General features: G+C 39.0%; 16 protein-coding genes and 1 other annotated feature. All 16 genes read right to left on the bottom strand.

Going from position 1 to position 18923, the window contains the following annotated elements:
* Nucleotides 1-82 precede the first annotated feature (82 nt).
* Nucleotides 83-1099: a sensor histidine kinase gene (locus RCJ95_RS08445; RefSeq protein ID WP_369578139.1), complete on the bottom strand. Its 1017-nt coding sequence runs from the start codon at nucleotides 1097-1099 to the stop codon at nucleotides 83-85.
* Nucleotides 1100-1114: 15 nt separating this feature from the next.
* Nucleotides 1115-1795 (bottom strand): response regulator transcription factor, encoded by a 681-nt coding sequence (locus RCJ95_RS08450; RefSeq protein WP_004233616.1) that lies wholly within the window; start codon nucleotides 1793-1795, stop codon nucleotides 1115-1117.
* A 158-nt stretch (nucleotides 1796-1953) separates the two neighbouring features.
* Nucleotides 1954-3141, bottom strand: coding sequence for an elongation factor Tu (gene tuf, locus RCJ95_RS08455; RefSeq protein WP_004233614.1), 1188 nt, complete (start codon nucleotides 3139-3141; stop codon nucleotides 1954-1956).
* A gap of 136 nt (nucleotides 3142-3277) precedes the next feature.
* Nucleotides 3278-5356 (bottom strand): elongation factor G, encoded by a 2079-nt coding sequence (gene fusA, locus RCJ95_RS08460; protein WP_048395562.1) that lies wholly within the window; start codon nucleotides 5354-5356, stop codon nucleotides 3278-3280.
* A gap of 42 nt (nucleotides 5357-5398) precedes the next feature.
* Complete coding sequence (gene rpsG, locus RCJ95_RS08465) at nucleotides 5399-5869, bottom strand: 30S ribosomal protein S7 (protein WP_004233610.1); 471 nt, start codon at nucleotides 5867-5869, stop codon at nucleotides 5399-5401.
* A gap of 44 nt (nucleotides 5870-5913) precedes the next feature.
* Nucleotides 5914-6333, bottom strand: coding sequence for a 30S ribosomal protein S12 (gene rpsL, locus RCJ95_RS08470; RefSeq protein WP_004233609.1), 420 nt, complete (start codon nucleotides 6331-6333; stop codon nucleotides 5914-5916).
* Between the two features lie 98 nt (nucleotides 6334-6431).
* A complete protein-coding gene (locus RCJ95_RS08475) occupies nucleotides 6432-6680 on the bottom strand; it encodes a ribosomal L7Ae/L30e/S12e/Gadd45 family protein (protein ID WP_004233607.1) in 249 nt (82 codons plus the stop codon).
* 139 nt (nucleotides 6681-6819) lie between these two features.
* Nucleotides 6820-10503, bottom strand: a complete 3684-nt coding sequence (gene rpoC, locus RCJ95_RS08480; RefSeq protein WP_221682384.1) for a DNA-directed RNA polymerase subunit beta' — start codon at nucleotides 10501-10503, stop codon at nucleotides 6820-6822.
* 202 nt (nucleotides 10504-10705) lie between these two features.
* Complete coding sequence (rpoB, locus tag RCJ95_RS08485) at nucleotides 10706-14281, bottom strand: DNA-directed RNA polymerase subunit beta (protein ID WP_221682385.1); 3576 nt, start codon at nucleotides 14279-14281, stop codon at nucleotides 10706-10708.
* A 242-nt stretch (nucleotides 14282-14523) separates the two neighbouring features.
* Nucleotides 14524-15126 carry a class I SAM-dependent methyltransferase gene (locus RCJ95_RS08490; protein ID WP_004233600.1) on the bottom strand — a complete coding sequence of 201 codons (603 nt, stop codon included), beginning with the start codon at nucleotides 15124-15126 and terminating at the stop codon, nucleotides 14524-14526.
* Between the two features lie 76 nt (nucleotides 15127-15202).
* Entirely contained in the window at nucleotides 15203-15562 is a 360-nt protein-coding gene (rplL, locus tag RCJ95_RS08495) for a 50S ribosomal protein L7/L12 (protein WP_004233598.1), read from the bottom strand.
* 72 nt (nucleotides 15563-15634) lie between these two features.
* Nucleotides 15635-16135, bottom strand: a complete 501-nt coding sequence (gene rplJ, locus RCJ95_RS08500) for a 50S ribosomal protein L10 (protein WP_004233596.1) — start codon at nucleotides 16133-16135, stop codon at nucleotides 15635-15637.
* A gap of 32 nt (nucleotides 16136-16167) precedes the next feature.
* Nucleotides 16168-16313: a sequence feature (ribosomal protein L10 leader region), on the bottom strand.
* A gap of 53 nt (nucleotides 16314-16366) precedes the next feature.
* Nucleotides 16367-17065 carry a 50S ribosomal protein L1 gene (gene rplA / locus RCJ95_RS08505; RefSeq protein WP_004233594.1) on the bottom strand — a complete coding sequence of 233 codons (699 nt, stop codon included), beginning with the start codon at nucleotides 17063-17065 and terminating at the stop codon, nucleotides 16367-16369.
* A 116-nt stretch (nucleotides 17066-17181) separates the two neighbouring features.
* A complete protein-coding gene (gene rplK, locus RCJ95_RS08510) occupies nucleotides 17182-17607 on the bottom strand; it encodes a 50S ribosomal protein L11 (RefSeq protein WP_004233593.1) in 426 nt (141 codons plus the stop codon).
* 229 nt (nucleotides 17608-17836) lie between these two features.
* Nucleotides 17837-18370, bottom strand: coding sequence for a transcription termination/antitermination protein NusG (nusG, locus tag RCJ95_RS08515; protein ID WP_004233590.1), 534 nt, complete (start codon nucleotides 18368-18370; stop codon nucleotides 17837-17839).
* A gap of 354 nt (nucleotides 18371-18724) precedes the next feature.
* Nucleotides 18725-18910, bottom strand: coding sequence for a preprotein translocase subunit SecE (gene secE, locus RCJ95_RS08520; protein ID WP_004233589.1), 186 nt, complete (start codon nucleotides 18908-18910; stop codon nucleotides 18725-18727).
* Between the last annotated feature and the right edge of the window lie 13 nt (nucleotides 18911-18923).

Here is an 18923-nt window from a genome sequence, read left to right on the forward strand (position 1 = left end):
TTCTATAGTTCAAGTGTACCCTGTCATACCTAATCATTCGTGCGTTTTACATGACAATATAAAAAGGTAGGTGACATTTTCGTCATCTACCTGTTAGTTTCGCATATTCATTTTGTAAGGGGAAGCGTAGTGTAAATAGCGAGCCTTCACCAACTTTAGATTGAACATTAATACGAATACCAATTTTTTGGGCTACATTAGATGCTAAATAGAGACCCATACCTGTAGATTGAGAGGATTCCCTTCCCGCTGTTCCTGTATAAGATTTTTGAAAAATCCTAGGTAAATCGTCTAAAGGTATACCCCTACCTATATCTTTAATATGTAGTAATGTAGCTCCTGTAGAATCATGTTCTGTAAAGATTGTTATCTCAGAATTTACTGGGCTATACTTGATGGCATTCGAAAGAATTTGTCGAATAATAAAAGCTAGCCACTTGCCATCTGTCATAACCGTCTCTGTCAGTTCACCAATTTCAAAGCCAATGCCTTTTTCAAGACACCATGCTTGCATAGCTCTAATTTCTTTATAAACAATGGGCTTCAGTTCAATCTCATTTAAATAATTATCTTTTTCAATAGCGTATAATCTTGTTTGATGCAGTTGTTGGTCAACCAAAAGATGTAGTCTTAGCCATTCATTCTCTAATTTTCGACGTAGCTGTAAATCCTCAATATGTTCAAACATTAAATTAATAGCAGTTAAAGGTGCTTTTACTTCATGGACCCAAGCTAATAGCTCATCAGAATGTTCCTGTATCTGCACTTTGGCTTGATTTAACTCTAAATTCTTTTCAAAGAAGGCATCCTCCATTTTTCGAAAGTATACTTCTTGAAAAGGAGACAAAGCTAAGCTATTTCTATGTGCATCATCAAGGCGGCTATCCATATTTCCCAGGAAATCTTTTAATTTCCCAACTTCGATGACATAGCGACACCAAAAAAAGAGTATAAAACTTACAAGTAAACTAACGTTTACATACCATATAGAAATTCCATTTAAACCAACATCTAAAGAAAATAGCGCATTTAGAATTATCAAAGTAAAAATAAAAAATCCAATCCAAGCAAAGCGTTCTCTCATAAATAATAATAGCAACTTTCCTCACGTCCCTCAGCTTACTGCCATATAACCAAGTCCCTTTTTTGTTAGTATTACCTCATGTAAACCAATATCCTCTAGCTTTGTACGTAACCGATTAACGTTTACAGACAAAGTATTATCGTTTACGAAACGTTCGTCATCCCATAGTTTTCTCATTAACTCGTCTCTGGAAACGATATGATTAGCCTGTTCTACTAATATTCTTAAAATGAAAAGTTCATTTTTTGTTAAGGAAGCAATGGCACCATTATACATAATTTCACTTCTGGCATAATCAATTATGGCATCGTTAAAACGTGTAACATCCATTTTTTCTTCAACATAATCATAGGTTCTACGTAAAATAGCCTGTGCTTTTGCGAGTAAAACTTCCATATGAAAAGGCTTTTGAATAAAATCATCAGCCCCCATTTGCATGGCCATTACCATATCCATGGGGTGATCTCGAGAAGAAAGAAAAAGAATTGGTACTTTGGATAAATGACGAATTTCACGACACCAATGAAAGCCGTCATAGGCAGGCAATTGAATATCAATTAGCACGAGATGTGGCTTCTCCTCTATAAAGTCATCCATCACCTTTTGAAAATTTTTAGGTCCAACCACGTTTAGCGACCACTGTTCAAAACGTTCTTGAATCATGCCAAAGATAGAAGGATCATCTTCAATCAGCAAAATTTTCATGTCCATAATCAGTTCCCCTTTCCCTTTAATTATTTACGCTAGAGGACATGCTTGTGGTTATGTACACATACACTAATTAAAACTCTAATTTTTCTTTATTTTAACACAAAAAACCAATCTGTAGGCGTCCCTACAGATTGGTTTGAAATTAGCGAAAGCTAAAATTATTTTTGGATAGAAGCAACTACGCCAGCGCCTACAGTACGGCCACCCTCACGGATAGAGAATTTAGTACCTTCTTCAAGAGCGATTGGAGCGATAAGTTCAACTGTCATTTCAATGTTATCACCAGGCATTACCATTTCAACGCCTTCTGGTAAGTTACAGATACCTGTTACATCAGTTGTACGGAAGTAGAACTGAGGACGGTAGTTAGAGAAGAATGGAGTATGACGGCCACCCTCTTCTTTTGATAAAACGTAAACTTCAGCTTTGAAGTTAGTGTGTGGAGTAATTGAACCTGGTTTAGCTAATACTTGACCACGTTGGATTTCTTCACGAGCAACACCACGTAGTAAAGCACCGATGTTATCACCAGCTTCAGCATAGTCTAATAATTTACGGAACATTTCTACACCAGTTACAGTAGTAGATTTAGCTTCTTCAGCGATACCGATGATTTCAACTACGTCACCAACTTTAACTTGACCACGTTCAACACGGCCAGTTGCAACTGTACCACGACCAGTAATAGAGAATACGTCCTCTACAGGCATCATGAATGGTTTGTCAGTTTGACGTTCTGGAGTTGGGATGTAAGAATCTACAGCGTCCATTAATTCAACGATTTTTTCTTCCCATTCTGGTTCACCTTCAAGAGCTTTAAGAGCAGAACCTTTGATTACAGGAATATCGTCACCTGGGAAGTCATATTCAGATAGTAGGTCACGGATTTCCATTTCTACTAATTCTAATAATTCTTCGTCATCAACCATATCACATTTGTTCATGAATACTACTAAGTATGGAACACCTACTTGACGAGATAAAAGGATGTGTTCACGTGTTTGTGGCATTGGGCCGTCAGCAGCAGATACTACTAAGATACCGCCGTCCATTTGAGCAGCACCAGTGATCATGTTTTTAACATAGTCAGCATGTCCTGGGCAGTCAACGTGTGCATAGTGACGAGTTTCAGTTTCGTACTCTACGTGAGAAGTATTGATTGTGATACCACGTTCTTTTTCTTCTGGAGCGTTATCGATATCAGCGTAAGATTTAGCTGTACCACCCATTTTTTTAGAAAGAACTGTAGCGATTGCAGCAGTTAAAGTAGTTTTACCATGGTCAACGTGTCCGATTGTACCAATGTTAGCATGCGTTTTAGAACGGTCAAATTTTTCTTTAGCCATTAGAGATTGCCTCCTCAAAATTGTATGTTTTAGATTTAAAATTTATAGAATGAATGCTGATAGAGAACGGGCCCATCCCCTATCCTGCAATCATAGCTTACAAATTAGTTATACTTTATGCAAGATGAAATTTCAATTATTCACCTTTATTTTTTTTGATGATATCTTCAGAGATTGATTTTGGTACTTCTTCATAATGATCGAATACCATTGAGAATACACCACGACCTTGCGTTGCAGAACGTAAAGTTGTTGCATATCCAAACATTTCTGAAAGTGGAACCATCGCACGAACAACTTGAGCGTTACCGCGAGCTTCCATACCTTCTACGCGACCACGGCGAGAAGTGATGTTACCCATGATATCACCAAGATATTCTTCAGGAATTACAACTTCAACTTTCATCATAGGCTCTAAAAGAACTGGACTACATTTTGATGCAGCAGCTTTAAGTGCCATAGATGCAGCAATTTTAAATGCCATTTCGTTTGAGTCAACATCATGGTATGAACCATCGAATAATTTCGCTTTGATGTCGATTAATGGGTAACCAGCGATTACACCGCGGTCAAGCGAGTCACGAAGACCTGCTTCTACAGCTGGAATATATTCACGTGGTACTACACCACCAACGATAGCATTTTCGAATTCAAAGCCTTTACCCTCTTCATTTGGAGAGAATTCGATCCATACGTCACCGTATTGACCACGACCACCAGATTGACGAGTGAATTTACCTTGAACTTGAGCAGAGCCACGGAATGTTTCACGGTAAGATACCATTGGAGCACCTACGTTAGCTTCTACTTTAAATTCACGGCGCATACGATCAACTAAGATATCAAGGTGAAGCTCACCCATACCTGAGATAATTGTTTGACCAGTTTCTTGGTCTGTATGTGCACGGAATGTTGGATCTTCTTCTTGTAGTTTTTGTAAAGCTTGACCCATTTTATCTTGGTCAGCTTTTGATTTTGGTTCTACAGAAAGAGAGATAACTGGTTCTGGGAACTCCATAGACTCAAGGATAACAAGGTTTTTCTCTTCACAAAGAGTGTCACCAGTTGTTGTATCTTTAAGACCTACAGCAGCTGCGATATCACCAGCAAATACTTTTGAAATCTCTTCACGGCTGTTAGCGTGCATTTGTAGGATACGACCTACACGTTCACGTTTACCTTTTGAAGAGTTTTGTACGTATGAACCTGATTCAAGAACACCAGAGTACACACGGAAGAACGTTAATTTACCTACGAATGGGTCAGTCATAACTTTAAATGCTAAAGCTGAGAATGGCGCTTCGTCTGATGATGGACGTTCAGTTTCATCACCATCTGGAGTTGTACCTTTAATAGCTGGTACATCAACTGGTGATGGTAAGTAGTCGATAACTGCGTCAAGCATTTTACGAACACCTTTGTGTTTGAATGCTGTACCACAGATTACTGGGTAGAATTCTACAGCGATTGTCGCTTTACGGATAGCCGCTTTAAGCTCTTCTTTTGTAATTTCTTCACCAGCAAAGTATTTTTCCATGATTTCTTCGTTAACTTCAGCGATTGCTTCGATTAACTTCTCACGGTATTCTTCAGCTTGCGCTTGGAATTCTTCAGGAATTGGTTGACCTTCACGTAATGCTGTACCTTCTTCGTTATCGTAGTAAGTTACATCCATTTCAACTAGGTCAATAATTGCTTTGAATTCATCTTCCGCACCAATTGGTAATTGGATTGGATGAGCATTTGCTTGTAAACGCTCATGTAAAGTACCTACAGAATATAGGAAATCTGCACCCATTTTATCCATTTTGTTAATGAATACGATACGTGGTACACCGTAAGTTGTAGCTTGACGCCATACAGTTTCTGTTTGAGGTTCAACACCAGATTGAGCATCAAGTACAGTTACTGCGCCGTCAAGTACACGTAATGAACGTTCTACTTCTACAGTGAAGTCTACGTGTCCAGGAGTATCGATGATGTTTACGCGGTTGCCTTTCCATTGAGCTGTTGTCGCAGCAGAAGTGATTGTGATACCACGTTCTTGCTCTTGCTCCATCCAGTCCATTTGAGAAGCGCCTTCATGAGTTTCACCGATTTTGTGAATCTTACCTGTGTAATAAAGGATACGCTCAGTTGTTGTTGTTTTACCAGCATCAATGTGAGCCATGATCCCAATATTACGAGTATTCTCTAGTGAGAATTCGCGTTTCATTAGGTATTTCTCCTTCCATATTGGGCTTATGCTATGTTTAGATTACCAACGGTAGTGAGCGAATGCTTTGTTCGCTTCTGCCATTTTGTGCATATCTTCACGTTTCTTAACTGATGCACCAGTGTTGTTAGAAGCATCAAGGATTTCGTTAGCTAAACGCTCTTCCATAGTTTTTTCACCACGAAGACGAGAATAGTTAACTAGGTAACGAAGACCTAAAGTTGTACGACGTTCTGGGCGTACTTCAACTGGTACTTGGTAGTTAGAACCACCAACACGGCGAGCACGTACTTCAAGAACTGGCATTACGTTATTTAGAGCAGCTTCGAATACTTCGATTGGATCTTGACCAGAACGTTCTTTAACTAGTTCGAACGCACCGTATAAAATCTTTTGAGAAGTACCTCTTTTACCATCAATCATCATTTTATTGATTAAACGAGTTACTAGTTTTGAATTATAAATTGGATCTGGTAACACGTCACGTTTGGAAACAGGACCTTTACGAGGCATGTGTTTTCCTCCTTTCATTGAGTAAATATATTGTTTGATTTAAATTATTTTTTTTCTTTAGGGCGTTTTGTACCGTATAAAGAACGTGATTGCATACGACCGTTTACACCAGCAGTATCAAGAGCACCACGAACGATATGGTAACGAACACCCGGTAAGTCTTTTACACGACCGCCACGGATAAGAACAACACTGTGCTCTTGTAAGTTGTGGCCTTCACCAGGAATGTACGCTGTAACCTCGATTTGGTTAGTTAAACGTACACGAGCGTATTTACGTAACGCTGAGTTTGGTTTTTTAGGCGTCATTGTACCTACACGAGTACAAACACCACGTTTTTGTGGAGATTTAACATCAGTTAAAGATTTTTTAAATGAGTTATATCCTTTGTTTAACGCTGGTGAATTTGATTTCGTGATTTTAGATTTACGAGGCTTACGTACCAATTGGTTAATTGTAGGCATCGATTTTTCCTCCCTTCATTCCTTCTTTTTTAATACCACACATCCAGGTGGTTCATTTTTTGGGTAAAAACAAAGTCTTTGTGCATTTTACACAAAAACTACTCTACAGTAATCGCAACTACCGCAGCTCCAACATGGATTCCACAGGCTTTGCCCAGTTCCTTTTTGGACTCAACAAGAATAACTGGTATACCGATTTCTCTCGCGAAAGATATGGCCGAATCGGTTACCCAATTGTCTGCATCAAGTGCCACAAATAGTTCTTTCACTGAACCAGCTCGCATTGCTTTTACTGCTTGCTTTGTACCTATGATTGTTTGACTAGCCCTTACTTTATCATAAGACATTTACATATCCTCCGAAGTACAGACAGTTAACTATCAACCTTCAATATATTATCATTACTCATTTACACTGTCAACTAATATCTTGAAAAAGTCCGAAGAGATGATGAAAATATGCATCTCTTCGGCCTAATTTTAATGTTTATTCAGCAGAAACGACTTCTGTGTCAAGCTCATCTTTTTCGATGCGGATTTGACGATAACGTTGCATACCAGTACCTGCAGGAACAAGTTTACCGATAATTACGTTCTCTTTTAATCCAAGAAGCTCGTCACGTTTACCCTTAATTGCTGCATCTGTTAACACACGTGTTGTTTCTTGGAACGATGCTGCAGATAAGAATGATTCTGTTTCAAGAGAAGCTTTTGTAATACCCAGGATAACAGGACGACAAGTTGCAGGGTTTTTGCCATTCATAACAGCGTCTACGTTTGCCTCTGAGAATTGGTGGATATCTAATAATGAGCCAGGTAGTAATTCTGTATCTCCAGCTTCAATTACACGCACTTTTCGAAGCATTTGGCGAACCATTACCTCAATGTGTTTATCCCCAATTTCTACCCCTTGCATACGGTATACTTTTTGAACTTCTTTTAATAAATATTCTTGAACAGTTGAAACGTCTTTGACTTTTAGCAATTGTTTTGGATCGATAGAACCTTCTGTTAAAACTTGACCACGTTCTACATTATCACCTTCGATAACTTTCAAACGTGCGTTATAAGGTGCTTGATACTTACGAGTTTCTACGTCACCTTGAATTGTAATTTCTTTTAAGCCTTCACGAATTTCTGTGATATCTGAAACCGTACCAGCGATTTCTGAAATAACAGATTGACCTTTTGGATTACGTGCTTCAAAGATCTCTTGGATACGTGGAAGACCTTGTGTAATATCATCTCCGGCAACCCCACCTGTATGGAATGTACGCATTGTTAACTGTGTACCTGGTTCACCGATTGATTGAGCAGCAATAATACCAACTGCTTCCCCAACTTCAACCTTCTCACCTGTCGCCAAGTTCATGCCGTAACATTTTTTACAAACGCCGTGTTTTGTATTACATGTAAATGCTGAACGGATTGTCACTTCTTCAATACCCGCCTCGATAATTGCACGAGCGATATCTTGGTCGATTAAACCGTCTTTTGCAAGAATTACTTCACCAGTTTCAGGGTGGAAGATTGTTTTCTTCGTATGACGACCAACAATACGTTCATCTAGAGCTTCAATTAACTCTGTGCCTTCCATTAATGCACCAATCGTTAAACCACGGTCAGTACCACAGTCATCTTCACGAACGATAACATCTTGTGCAACGTCAACAAGACGACGTGTTAAGTAACCTGAATCGGCAGTTTTTAGGGCTGTATCGGCAAGACCTTTACGAGCACCGTGAGTTGAGATGAAGTATTCTAATACTGTTAAACCTTCACGGAATGAAGATTTGATTGGAAGTTCGATAATACGACCAGCTGGGTTGGCCATCAGACCACGCATACCAGCTAGCTGAGTAAAGTTAGATGCATTACCACGGGCACCTGAATCAGACATCATGAAAATTGGGTTTGTTTTCTCAAGTGACTTCATCAGCTTCGCTTGAATTTCATCTTTTGCAGCACTCCAGCTTGAAATTACGCGATCGTAACGCTCATCCTCAGTAATGAAACCACGACGGAATTGCGCTTGAACTTTATCTACTTTCTCTTGAGCCTCTGCTAAAATTTCACCTTTATCAGGTAATACCACGATGTCAGATACACCTACAGTAATACCTGCACGTGTTGAATATTTGAAACCTAGGTTTTTCATACGGTCAAGCATTTTAGATGTTTCCGTAATGTGGAAACGTTTAAATACTTCAGCAATGATATTTCCTAAGAATTTCTTACGGAATGGATTTACAACAGGTACTGATGCAAAGTATTTACGCAATACAGCTGTACGTTGTGCATCAATTTTCCCTTTTTCATCTAAATTATTATAAGCATTATCTGATTCAAGCTCTTTAAGTGTTTCTTCATCAATTGTTAACTTAGCAAAGTATTTTTCTGGTGTTACTTGCTCTAAGTTGAAATCAGTTGGCTCATTAATATAAGGGAATGATTCCGGCAAGATTTCATTAAAGATTACTTTACCAACAGTTGTTAATAAGAACATATTATTTTGTTCTTCAGTGAATGTTGGATTATTTAATGAACTTGCTTTTATTGCGATACGTGTATGCAAGTGTACATGACCTGTATCATAGGCAATTAAAACTTCATTTGGACCATAGAAAACAGTACCTTCACCGCGTGCGCCTTCACGTTCAAGTGTTAAGTAGTAGTTTCCTAATACCATATCTTGAGAAGGTGTTACAACTGGTTTACCGTCTTTTGGATTCAGGATGTTTTGTGCAGCAAGCATTAGAAGACGAGCTTCAGCTTGAGCTTCAGCTGATAATGGTACGTGAACCGCCATTTGGTCACCATCGAAGTCAGCATTATAGGCTGTACATACTAATGGGTGAAGACGAATAGCACGACCTTCAACTAGTGTTGGTTCAAATGCTTGAATTCCAAGACGGTGAAGCGTTGGTGCACGGTTTAGTAATACTGGATGCTCACGGATAACATCTTCTAAAACGTCCCATACGTCGTTATTTAAACGTTCGATTTTACGTTTAGCAGATTTAATGTTATGAGCAAGACCACGCTCTACTAATTCTTTCATAACGAATGGCTTGAATAATTCAATAGCCATTTCTTTTGGTAAACCACATTGGTACATTTTTAAGTTTGGACCTACTACGATAACAGAACGACCAGAGTAGTCAACACGTTTACCAAGTAGATTTTGACGGAAACGACCTTGTTTACCTTTCAACATATGTGAAAGTGATTTTAATGGACGGTTACCAGGACCTGTTACAGGACGTCCACGACGACCATTATCGATTAATGCATCAACAGCTTCTTGTAACATACGTTTTTCATTTTGTACGATGATGCTTGGAGCACCTAAATCTAATAAACGTTTTAAACGGTTATTACGATTAATTACACGACGGTATAAATCGTTTAAATCTGAAGTCGCGAAACGACCACCATCTAATTGCACCATTGGACGAAGCTCTGGTGGAATAACAGGTAGTACATCCAGAATCATCCATTCAGGTGAGTTTCCTGAGTTACGGAAAGATTCAACAACTTCTAGACGTTTAATGGCACGAGTACGTCTTTGACCTTGAGCAGATTTTAACTCCTCTTTTAAAGATTGTGTTTCATCTTCTAGGTCGATTTTACCTAATAATTTTTTGATTGCTTCTGCACCCATTGATGCTTCGAATGTATTACCGAATTTTTCACGGTATGCACGATACTCTTTTTCAGAAAGTAATTGTTTACTTTCTAAATTAGTAGCACCTGCATCGATCACAACGTATGAAGCGAAATAGATAACTTCTTCAAGAGCACGAGGTGACATATCTAAAATTAGACCCATACGGCTAGGAATACCTTTGAAGTACCAGATATGAGAAACTGGTGCTGCTAATTCGATATGCCCCATACGTTCACGACGAACTTTAGCACGTGTTACTTCAACGCCACAACGATCACAAACTACGCCTTTATAGCGTACACGTTTATATTTCCCACAGTGACACTCCCAGTCCTTAGTTGGACCAAAAATACGCTCACAGAATAAACCATCTTTTTCTGGTTTTAGTGTACGGTAGTTAATTGTTTCAGGTTTTTTAACCTCTCCATATGACCAAGAACGAATCTTGTCAGGTGATGCTAAACCAATTTTCATATATTCAAATTCATTAACGTCTATCAAGGAGCCTACCTCCCTCTAGTATAGGTCTTTATAAAGACTCTTTTACGCAGCTCGATAATCGTTTGCAAAGATTGCCTCTTTGGCAAAGGATTAGAAATAGAATGATTTATTAAAAGAAAAAGCCAGGCAGGGCGTTAAATCCTGCCCGGCTAATTTGAAAAATAAGTTTGACCATATTCACATTTGTGAATTTGGTTTTCCATTATTCAAAAGACTCTACTGGCTCTTCTTCTGTATCTGGCTGTGGTGCAATGTTAAGTGCATCAGCTGGCTGAAGATCATCTTCTTCGTCTAAATCGCGAAGCTCTACTTCTTCATCATTAACTGTTAACATCTTAACATCCATACCAAGAGATTGAAGTTCTTTAATCAATACTTTGAATGACTCAGGAACACCTGGCTCTGGTACACTTTCACCTTTAACGATGGCTTCATATGTTTTCACACGACCAACAACGTCATCAGATTTAACCGTTAAGATTTCTTGAAGTGTATACGCAGCACCATAAGCTTCAAGTGCCCATACCTCCATCTCACCAAAACGTTGTCCACCAAATTGCGCTTTACCACCAAGTGGTTGTTGCGTAACAAGTGAGTAAGGACCAGTTGAACGTGCATGAAGTTTATCATCAACCATGTGAGCAAGTTTGATCATATACATGATACCTACTGATACACGGTTATCGAATGGTTCACCAGAACGTCCATCATACAGGATTGTTTTACCGTCACGGTTCATCCCAGCTTCTTCCATTGTTTCCCAAACGTCTTCTTCATTAGCACCATCAAATACTGGTGTTGCCATGTGAACGCCTAGGTAACGAGAAGCCATACCTAAGTGTAACTCTAAAACTTGTCCGATATTCATACGGGAAGGTACACCAAGTGGATTTAACATGATATCAACAGGCGTGCCATCTGGCATGAATGGCATATCTTCTTCTGGTAAGATACGAGAGATAACCCCTTTGTTACCATGACGTCCGGCCATTTTGTCCCCAACACGAATTTTACGTTTTTGAACAATATAAGCACGAACTAATTGGTTAACACCTGGTGGTAATTCATCGCCATCTTCACGGTTAAATACTTTAACATCAAGAATGATACCGCCAGCACCGTGTGGTACACGTAATGAAGTATCACGAACCTCACGAGCTTTTTCACCGAAGATTGCATGTAATAAACGCTCTTCAGCAGTTAATTCTGTAACCCCTTTAGGCGTTACTTTCCCAACAAGAATATCACCGTCACGTACTTCCGCACCAATACGGATAATACCACGTTCGTCTAGGTTACGAAGTGCATCTTCTCCAACGTTTGGAATATCACGAGTGATTTCTTCAGGCCCAAGCTTTGTATCACGAGACTCTGATTCATATTCTTCAATATGAACAGATGTATAGACATCGTCTTTTACAAGGCGCTCACTCATAATAACAGCATCCTCATAGTTAAAGCCGTTCCAAGTCATGAAGGCAACAAGTACGTTACGTCCAAGAGCTAGTTCACCTTTTTCCATTGATGGACCATCTGCTAAAATATCTCGAGGCTTCACACGTTCGCCTACTTTTACAAGTGGACGTTGGTTATAAGAAGTACCTTGGTTAGAACGAATGAACTTTTGTAATTTATATTTTGTTAAATCGCCTTTAACCTCTTTGCCGTCTACAACTTCAATGCGGCGAACATGGATAGAGCGAGCTTCAACGTGCTCAACAATACCATCATACTTCGCTACTACAGCTGCACCAGAATCACGCGCATCAACATGCTCCATACCAGTACCAACGAATGGTGCTTCTGGGTTAAGAAGTGGAACTGCTTGACGTTGCATGTTGGCACCCATAAGTGCACGGTTCGAGTCATCGTTTTCTAAGAACGGTATACATGCAGTCGCTGCAGAGACAACTTGTTTAGGTGATACATCCATGTAGTCCATTTGCGCTTTACTGAATACCGTGTTATCACCACGGAAACGACCTACTACTTCATCATTTACAAAAGTACCATCGGGATTTAACGGTGAATTTGCTTGTGCTACATAGTAGTTATCTTCTTCATCAGCTGTTAAATAATCAATTTGCTCCGTTACTCGACCTGTTTCGTGGTCAATACGACGATAAGGTGTTTCAATGAAGCCAAATTTATTTACTTTGGCAAATGAAGATAATGAGTTGATTAACCCAATGTTTGGACCCTCTGGTGTCTCGATTGGACACATACGACCATAGTGAGAGTAGTGAACGTCACGTACTTCGAAGCCAGCGCGCTCACGCGTTAAACCACCAGGTCCTAATGCAGATAGACGACGTTTATGCGTTAACTCTGCTAATGGGTTTGTTTGGTCCATGAATTGTGATAATTGAGAGCTTCCGAAGAACTCTTTAATGGACGCAATCACTGGACGGATATTGATTAATTGTTGTGGTACGATCGCAGCTGTGTCATTAATTGACATACGCTCACGTACTACACGTTCCATACGAGACAAACCGATACGGAATTGGTTTTGTAGTAACTCACCAACAGAACGTAGGCGACGGTTACCCAAATGGTCAATATCATCTGTTGCACCTACTTGGTAAAGTAAGTTAAAGAAATAGCTTACTGAAGATAAAACATCAGCAGGTGTAATATTCTTCACTTCTTCATCAATGTACGCATTACCAATGATATTAATTTCTTTTTGCGCTTCATCTTTTGGAGCATAAATCTTAATAGATTGGATGGTTACATCATCTTCAAGCACTCCACCGACTTGTGATAAAGTGCGGTAACCAATACCTTTTGATGAATCTTCTAGGTAAGGTAGAATTTTATCTAAAGTACGACGATCTAATACTGTACCTTTTTCTACTAAAATTTCGCCTGTTTCTGGATCTACAAGCGTTTCAGCAATCGTTTGATTGAATAAACGATTTTTAATGTGAAGCTTTTTATTCATTTTGTAGCGACCAACATTCGCTAAATCATAACGTTTAGCATCGAAGAAACGAGAGTATAATAAACTCTTCGCACTTTCTACTGTTGGTGGCTCACCTGGACGTAAACGTTCATAGATTTCTAAAAGCGCTTTTTCTGTACTTTCAGAGTTATCTTTTTCTAACGTATTACGTAGATACTCGTTATCACCGATAATATCGATAATTTCTTGATCTGAACCGAAACCTAATGCACGTAGTAACACTGTTACTGGTAGCTTACGAGTACGATCAATTCGCACATAAACTACGTCTTTCGCATCAGTTTCATACTCTAACCAAGCACCGCGGTTTGGAATAACTGTAGCTCCAAAGCCTTTTTTACCGTTTTTATCAGTTTTATCATGGAAATACACACTTGGTGAACGAACTAATTGTGAAACGATAACACGTTCAGCACCGTTGATAATGAACGTACCTGTTTCTGTCATTAACGGGAAGTCACCCATGAAGACATCTTGTTCTTTCACTTCGTCTGTTTCTTTGTTGTAAAGACGTACTTTCACACGTAATGGAGCTGCGTAAGTAACATCTCGCTCTTTACACTCATCAACATCATATTTAGGCTCACCTAATGAATAATCGATGAATTCTAATGAAAGATTACCTGTAAAGTCCTCGATCGGCGAAATGTCACGGAACATTTCACGTAAACCTTCTTCAAGGAACCACTCGTAAGACGCCGTTTGAATCTCAATCAGATTTGGAAGCTCAAGCACCTCTTTAATACGCGCAAAGCTTCTACGCTGGCGGTGTTGTCCGTACTGAACTAGTTGACCTGTCAACTCATTCACCCCTCAATAAAGCGATATTAGGTCTTTGCAAAATCATACAAATAGTGTATGATTTCGAAAGACAAAAAGAAAACGAGTCTTCAAAAAGATCTCATTTTCGGTTAACTAAACTTATCTTGGCAAGTATACCCATATTAAAACAATTCTATACAAAAAGGGCATACGACCTCAAAATAATATTTTTGCATTGTATCATATTATCATAGCCGATTTGTCAAGTCAATAAATTATACATATTTCATTTATTTTTTTGCGCGTACTATCCAGTACCCTTTTTTCTTTTCTACTACATCGACTTCTGAAAACTTTTCTTCTAAGTAACTTACTGTCGATGGCGCTCCTTGTTTCTTCTGAATGACTACCCAGAGTTCACCCGAAGACACTAGCCGATCGTAAGCTCCATCGTAAAAGCGGAAAATCGTTTCCTTCCCCGCACGAATTGGTGGATTCGTTAAGATTGCTGCCGCATCTACATCGTTATCAACCATCGATAGGCCGTCACTCACAAATATTCGCACATTTTGAACACCGTTCACTTGCGCATTTTTTTGCGAAAGCGCAACTGCACGTTCATTTATATCCATCATAAAAACGGTACGGTCTGGATTAGTTTTGGCAATCGATAACCCTATCGGCCCGTATCCACAACCTACATCAAAAATCGCACCATCAATATCAGGCATTTGAAAAGCGTCTATTAAAACACGGGATCCAAAATCTACTTCGCTTTTACTAAATACACCTGCATCCGTTTCAAATGAAAACGTATGCCCTAGTAACTTGAATGTCCAGTGACGTGGTTTACTTTCAGTTTGAGGCTTACTTGTATAATAGTGATCTGACATTTTCACGCCTCCTCAGAATGAAGAAAAAAGCTCGCCAAAATGACGAGCTTTCCTTTTGTTAAAAAGTAACGAGAGATTACTTAACTTCTACAGATGCGCCAACTTCTTCAAGTTTAGCTTTGATTTCTTCAGCTTCATCTTTAGAAACGCCTTCTTTAAGAGCTTTAGGAGCGTTATCTACTACTTCTTTAGCTTCTTTAAGACCTAAACCAGTGATTTCACGAACCACTTTGATTACTTTGATTTTTTCTGCACCAGCAGATGCTAATACTACGTCAAATTCTGTTTTTTCTTCAGCTGCAGCAGCACCACCAGCAACTACTGCTACTGGAGCAGCAGCTGTTACACCGAATTCTTCTTCGATAGCTTTTACTAAATCGTTTAATTCAAGAACTGTCATAGCTTTGATAGCTTCTAAGATTTGCTCTTTATTCATTATAATTTCCTCCTAATTGGATAATGTTTTATTTTTTGCGATCAGGCCGCAGAAGTATTAGTGCGTACTAAATTACGCGCCTTGTTCTTCTTTTTGTTCTGCAACAGCTTTTGTTGCAAGTGCGAAGTTACGCACTGGAGCTTGAAGTACAGATAAAAGCATAGAAAGTAGACCTTCGCGTGATGGAAGTTCTGCAAGTGCTTTAACATCTTCAACAGAAGAGATAGTACCTTCAATAATACCAGCTTTAATTTCTAAAGCTTCGTTTTTCTTCGCGAACTCGTTGATGATTTTAGCAGGCGCTACAACATCTTCATTTGAGAACGCAATTGCGTTAGGACCAACTAATACGTCGTTGATTCCTTCAAGGCCAGCAGCTTCAGCAGCACGACGAGTTAAAGTGTTTTTGTAAACTTTGAACTCAACGCCAGCTTCACGAAGTTGTTTACGAAGCTCTGTTACTTGTGCAACATTAAGACCACGGTAATCCACAACTACTACAGAAGCAGCGCCTTGGAATTTTTCAGTAATCTCTTGAACTTGTACTTGTTTGTTTTCGATTGCTTTGCTCATGATGACACCTCCTATTAGAATGGGTCATTTATACCGACAAAAGAAAAGCCTCCGAGTCAAATAGACACAGAGGCTGAAAGTCATCATCTTTAAATAAGAATCTGAATTCCGATGTCCTCGGTAGGAACATTAAGTGACAAGTCACTCCTACTGTCTACGGTACAAATGGATAATTCACAACAGCAACTATAGTATCACGTATAGCCACTATCGTCAATACATATATATAAATTATTTTACTACTACGTTAGAAGCGTCAATTTTAACCGCTGGACCCATTGTAGTTGTAACATTTACAGATTTCATGTAAGTACCTTTAGCTGCAGCAGGTTTTGCTTTTTGTACTACATCAAAAACAGCTAAGAAGTTTTCTACTAATTTTTCTGCTGAGAAAGAAACTTTACCGATAGGAGCGTGGATAATACCAGCTTTATCAGCACGGTATTCTACTTTACCAGCTTTGATTTCTTCGATAGCTTTTGTTACATCAAAAGTAACTGTACCAGTTTTAGGGTTTGGCATTAAACCTTTAGGTCCTAATACACGACCAAGTTTACCAACTTCACCCATCATGTCAGGAGTTGCTACGATTACATCGAAGTCAAACCAACCTTGTTGGATTTTTTGGATATATTCTGCATCGCCTACATAGTCAGCACCAGCTGCTTCAGCTTCTTTAAGCTTTTCACCTTTTGCAAATACTAATACGCGTTGAGTTTTACCAGTACCGTTTGGTAGCACTACTGCGCCACGGATTTGTTGGTCGTTCTTACGAGTATCAATACCTAAGCGGAAAGCAACTTCTACAGTAGCGTCGAAGTTTACTGTGCTAGTTTTTTGAGCAAGTTCGATTGCTTCTTGTGCAGTGTATAGTGCGTTACGATCAATTAATTTTGCTGCATCTTGCAGTTTTTTACCTTTTTTAGCCATTATATATTTCCTCCTTGATTGTGGTTATAGCGGATTTTACCTCCCACGAATAAAGGTTGCGTGTTCACAAAGAAACTTCGCAACCTTCCAAAAAACAAAACATCAAGTAAATGGGATTAGTCTTCGATAACAATACCCATGCTTCGTGCAGTACCTTCAACCATTAACATAGCAGCTTCTACTGAAGCAGCGTTAAGGTCTGGCATTTTAGTTTCAGCGATTTCGCGAACTTTATCACGTTTAACCGTTGCCACTTTTTTACGGTTTGGTTCACCAGATCCAGATTGGATACCAGCTGCTACTTTAAGTAGAACTGCTGCAGGTGGAGTTTTTGTAATGAAAGTGAAAGAACGATCCTCGAATACTGAAATTTCAACTGGGATAATAAGACCAGCTTGATCAGCAGTACGCGCATTAAATTCTTTACAGAATCCCATGATGTTCACACCCGCTTGACCTAATGCAGGACCAACCGGTGGAGCTGGGTTAGCTTTACCAGCAGGGATTTGAAGTTTTACAACTTTAATAACTTTTTTAGCCACGAGACACACCTCCTTAAGTCCGTGATGTGGTAATTGGGTTGCCCCTCCCACTCAATATCTGTCTGTCAGCTAAGTGCCGATAACATTAAAATTATCATTACAGACGTCAAACAAAAGTATGACAGTCTGACCTATGAAATGATACCACTTTTACTTTTTTTAAGCAAGTAGTAATTAACAAAATCTGCGAAACATCTACCAATTAGCATGTAGTGTTCTATTGTTAGAACTATAATTTTTGAACTTGTTCGAAATCTAGCTCCATAATTGTTTCGCGACCAAACATATCAACGGTCACTTTAATTTTACCTTTTTCTGTGTCAATTTCTTCAACACGCCCTTGGAAATGAGCAAACGGCCCTTCTAATACTTCTACTGCTTCACCAACAGTAATGTCCACTTCTACAACTTTATCGGTCATACCCATTTGCTGCAGTAAACGATCGGCTTCTTCAGGTAATAACGGTGTTGGTTTTGCTCCTCCACCAGATGAACCGATAAAGCCCGTAACACCAGGCGTATTTCGAACTACATACCAAGAATCATCTGTCATGATTAACTCTACTAACACATAACCAGGGAAAACTTTACGCATCATTGTACGTTTTTTTCCATCTTTCATTTCTGTTTCTTCGTGCTCAGGAACAATCACACGGAAGATTTTATCTTGCATTCCCATTGTTTCTACACGTTTCTCTAGGTTTGCTTTTACACGGTTTTCATACCCTGAATACGTATGAACAACATACCAATTTTTCTCCATAACTACTAGGACTCCTCGTCCGTCCCTCCCTTACAAATAAAAGTGAAAATGAATCGCGATACGCTCAATGCATTTTTACTCTTTTCACAAACATCTCATTAGAAAAATATAGCTTTCGCTAATTACTTGCGAAAGCTCGATGATATATACCGAAACTAGCATAGTCATCTATCGCTACTATCATACTCTCCTAGTAGTATTTATCATAATGAGGAGATTTTACTGCTTTGCGCTTCACTTCACCCATCTCATCGATCCAATTAGATGGAGTTTTCTGCTGAATGAAGATAAAACAAACGAAAAAACCCGTTATTGCAATGGACGGGCTATTTCAAAAATATGCTATTTACTAAATTATAAATCTAAGTACCAGCGGAATAATGATGAAATACCTAAGTCAACTAACACAAAAAATAAAGCCATAATGACAACAGTTGAAATTACAACGACTGTATATTTCGTCAGTTCTTTACTTTTCGGCCAGCTTGTTTTGCGCATTTCTGACATTACATCGCTGAAAAAGCTTTTGATCTTGCCCATTCTAGCTTAACCT

The sequence above is a fragment of the Lysinibacillus sp. BSL11 genome (genome assembly GCF_052928325.1).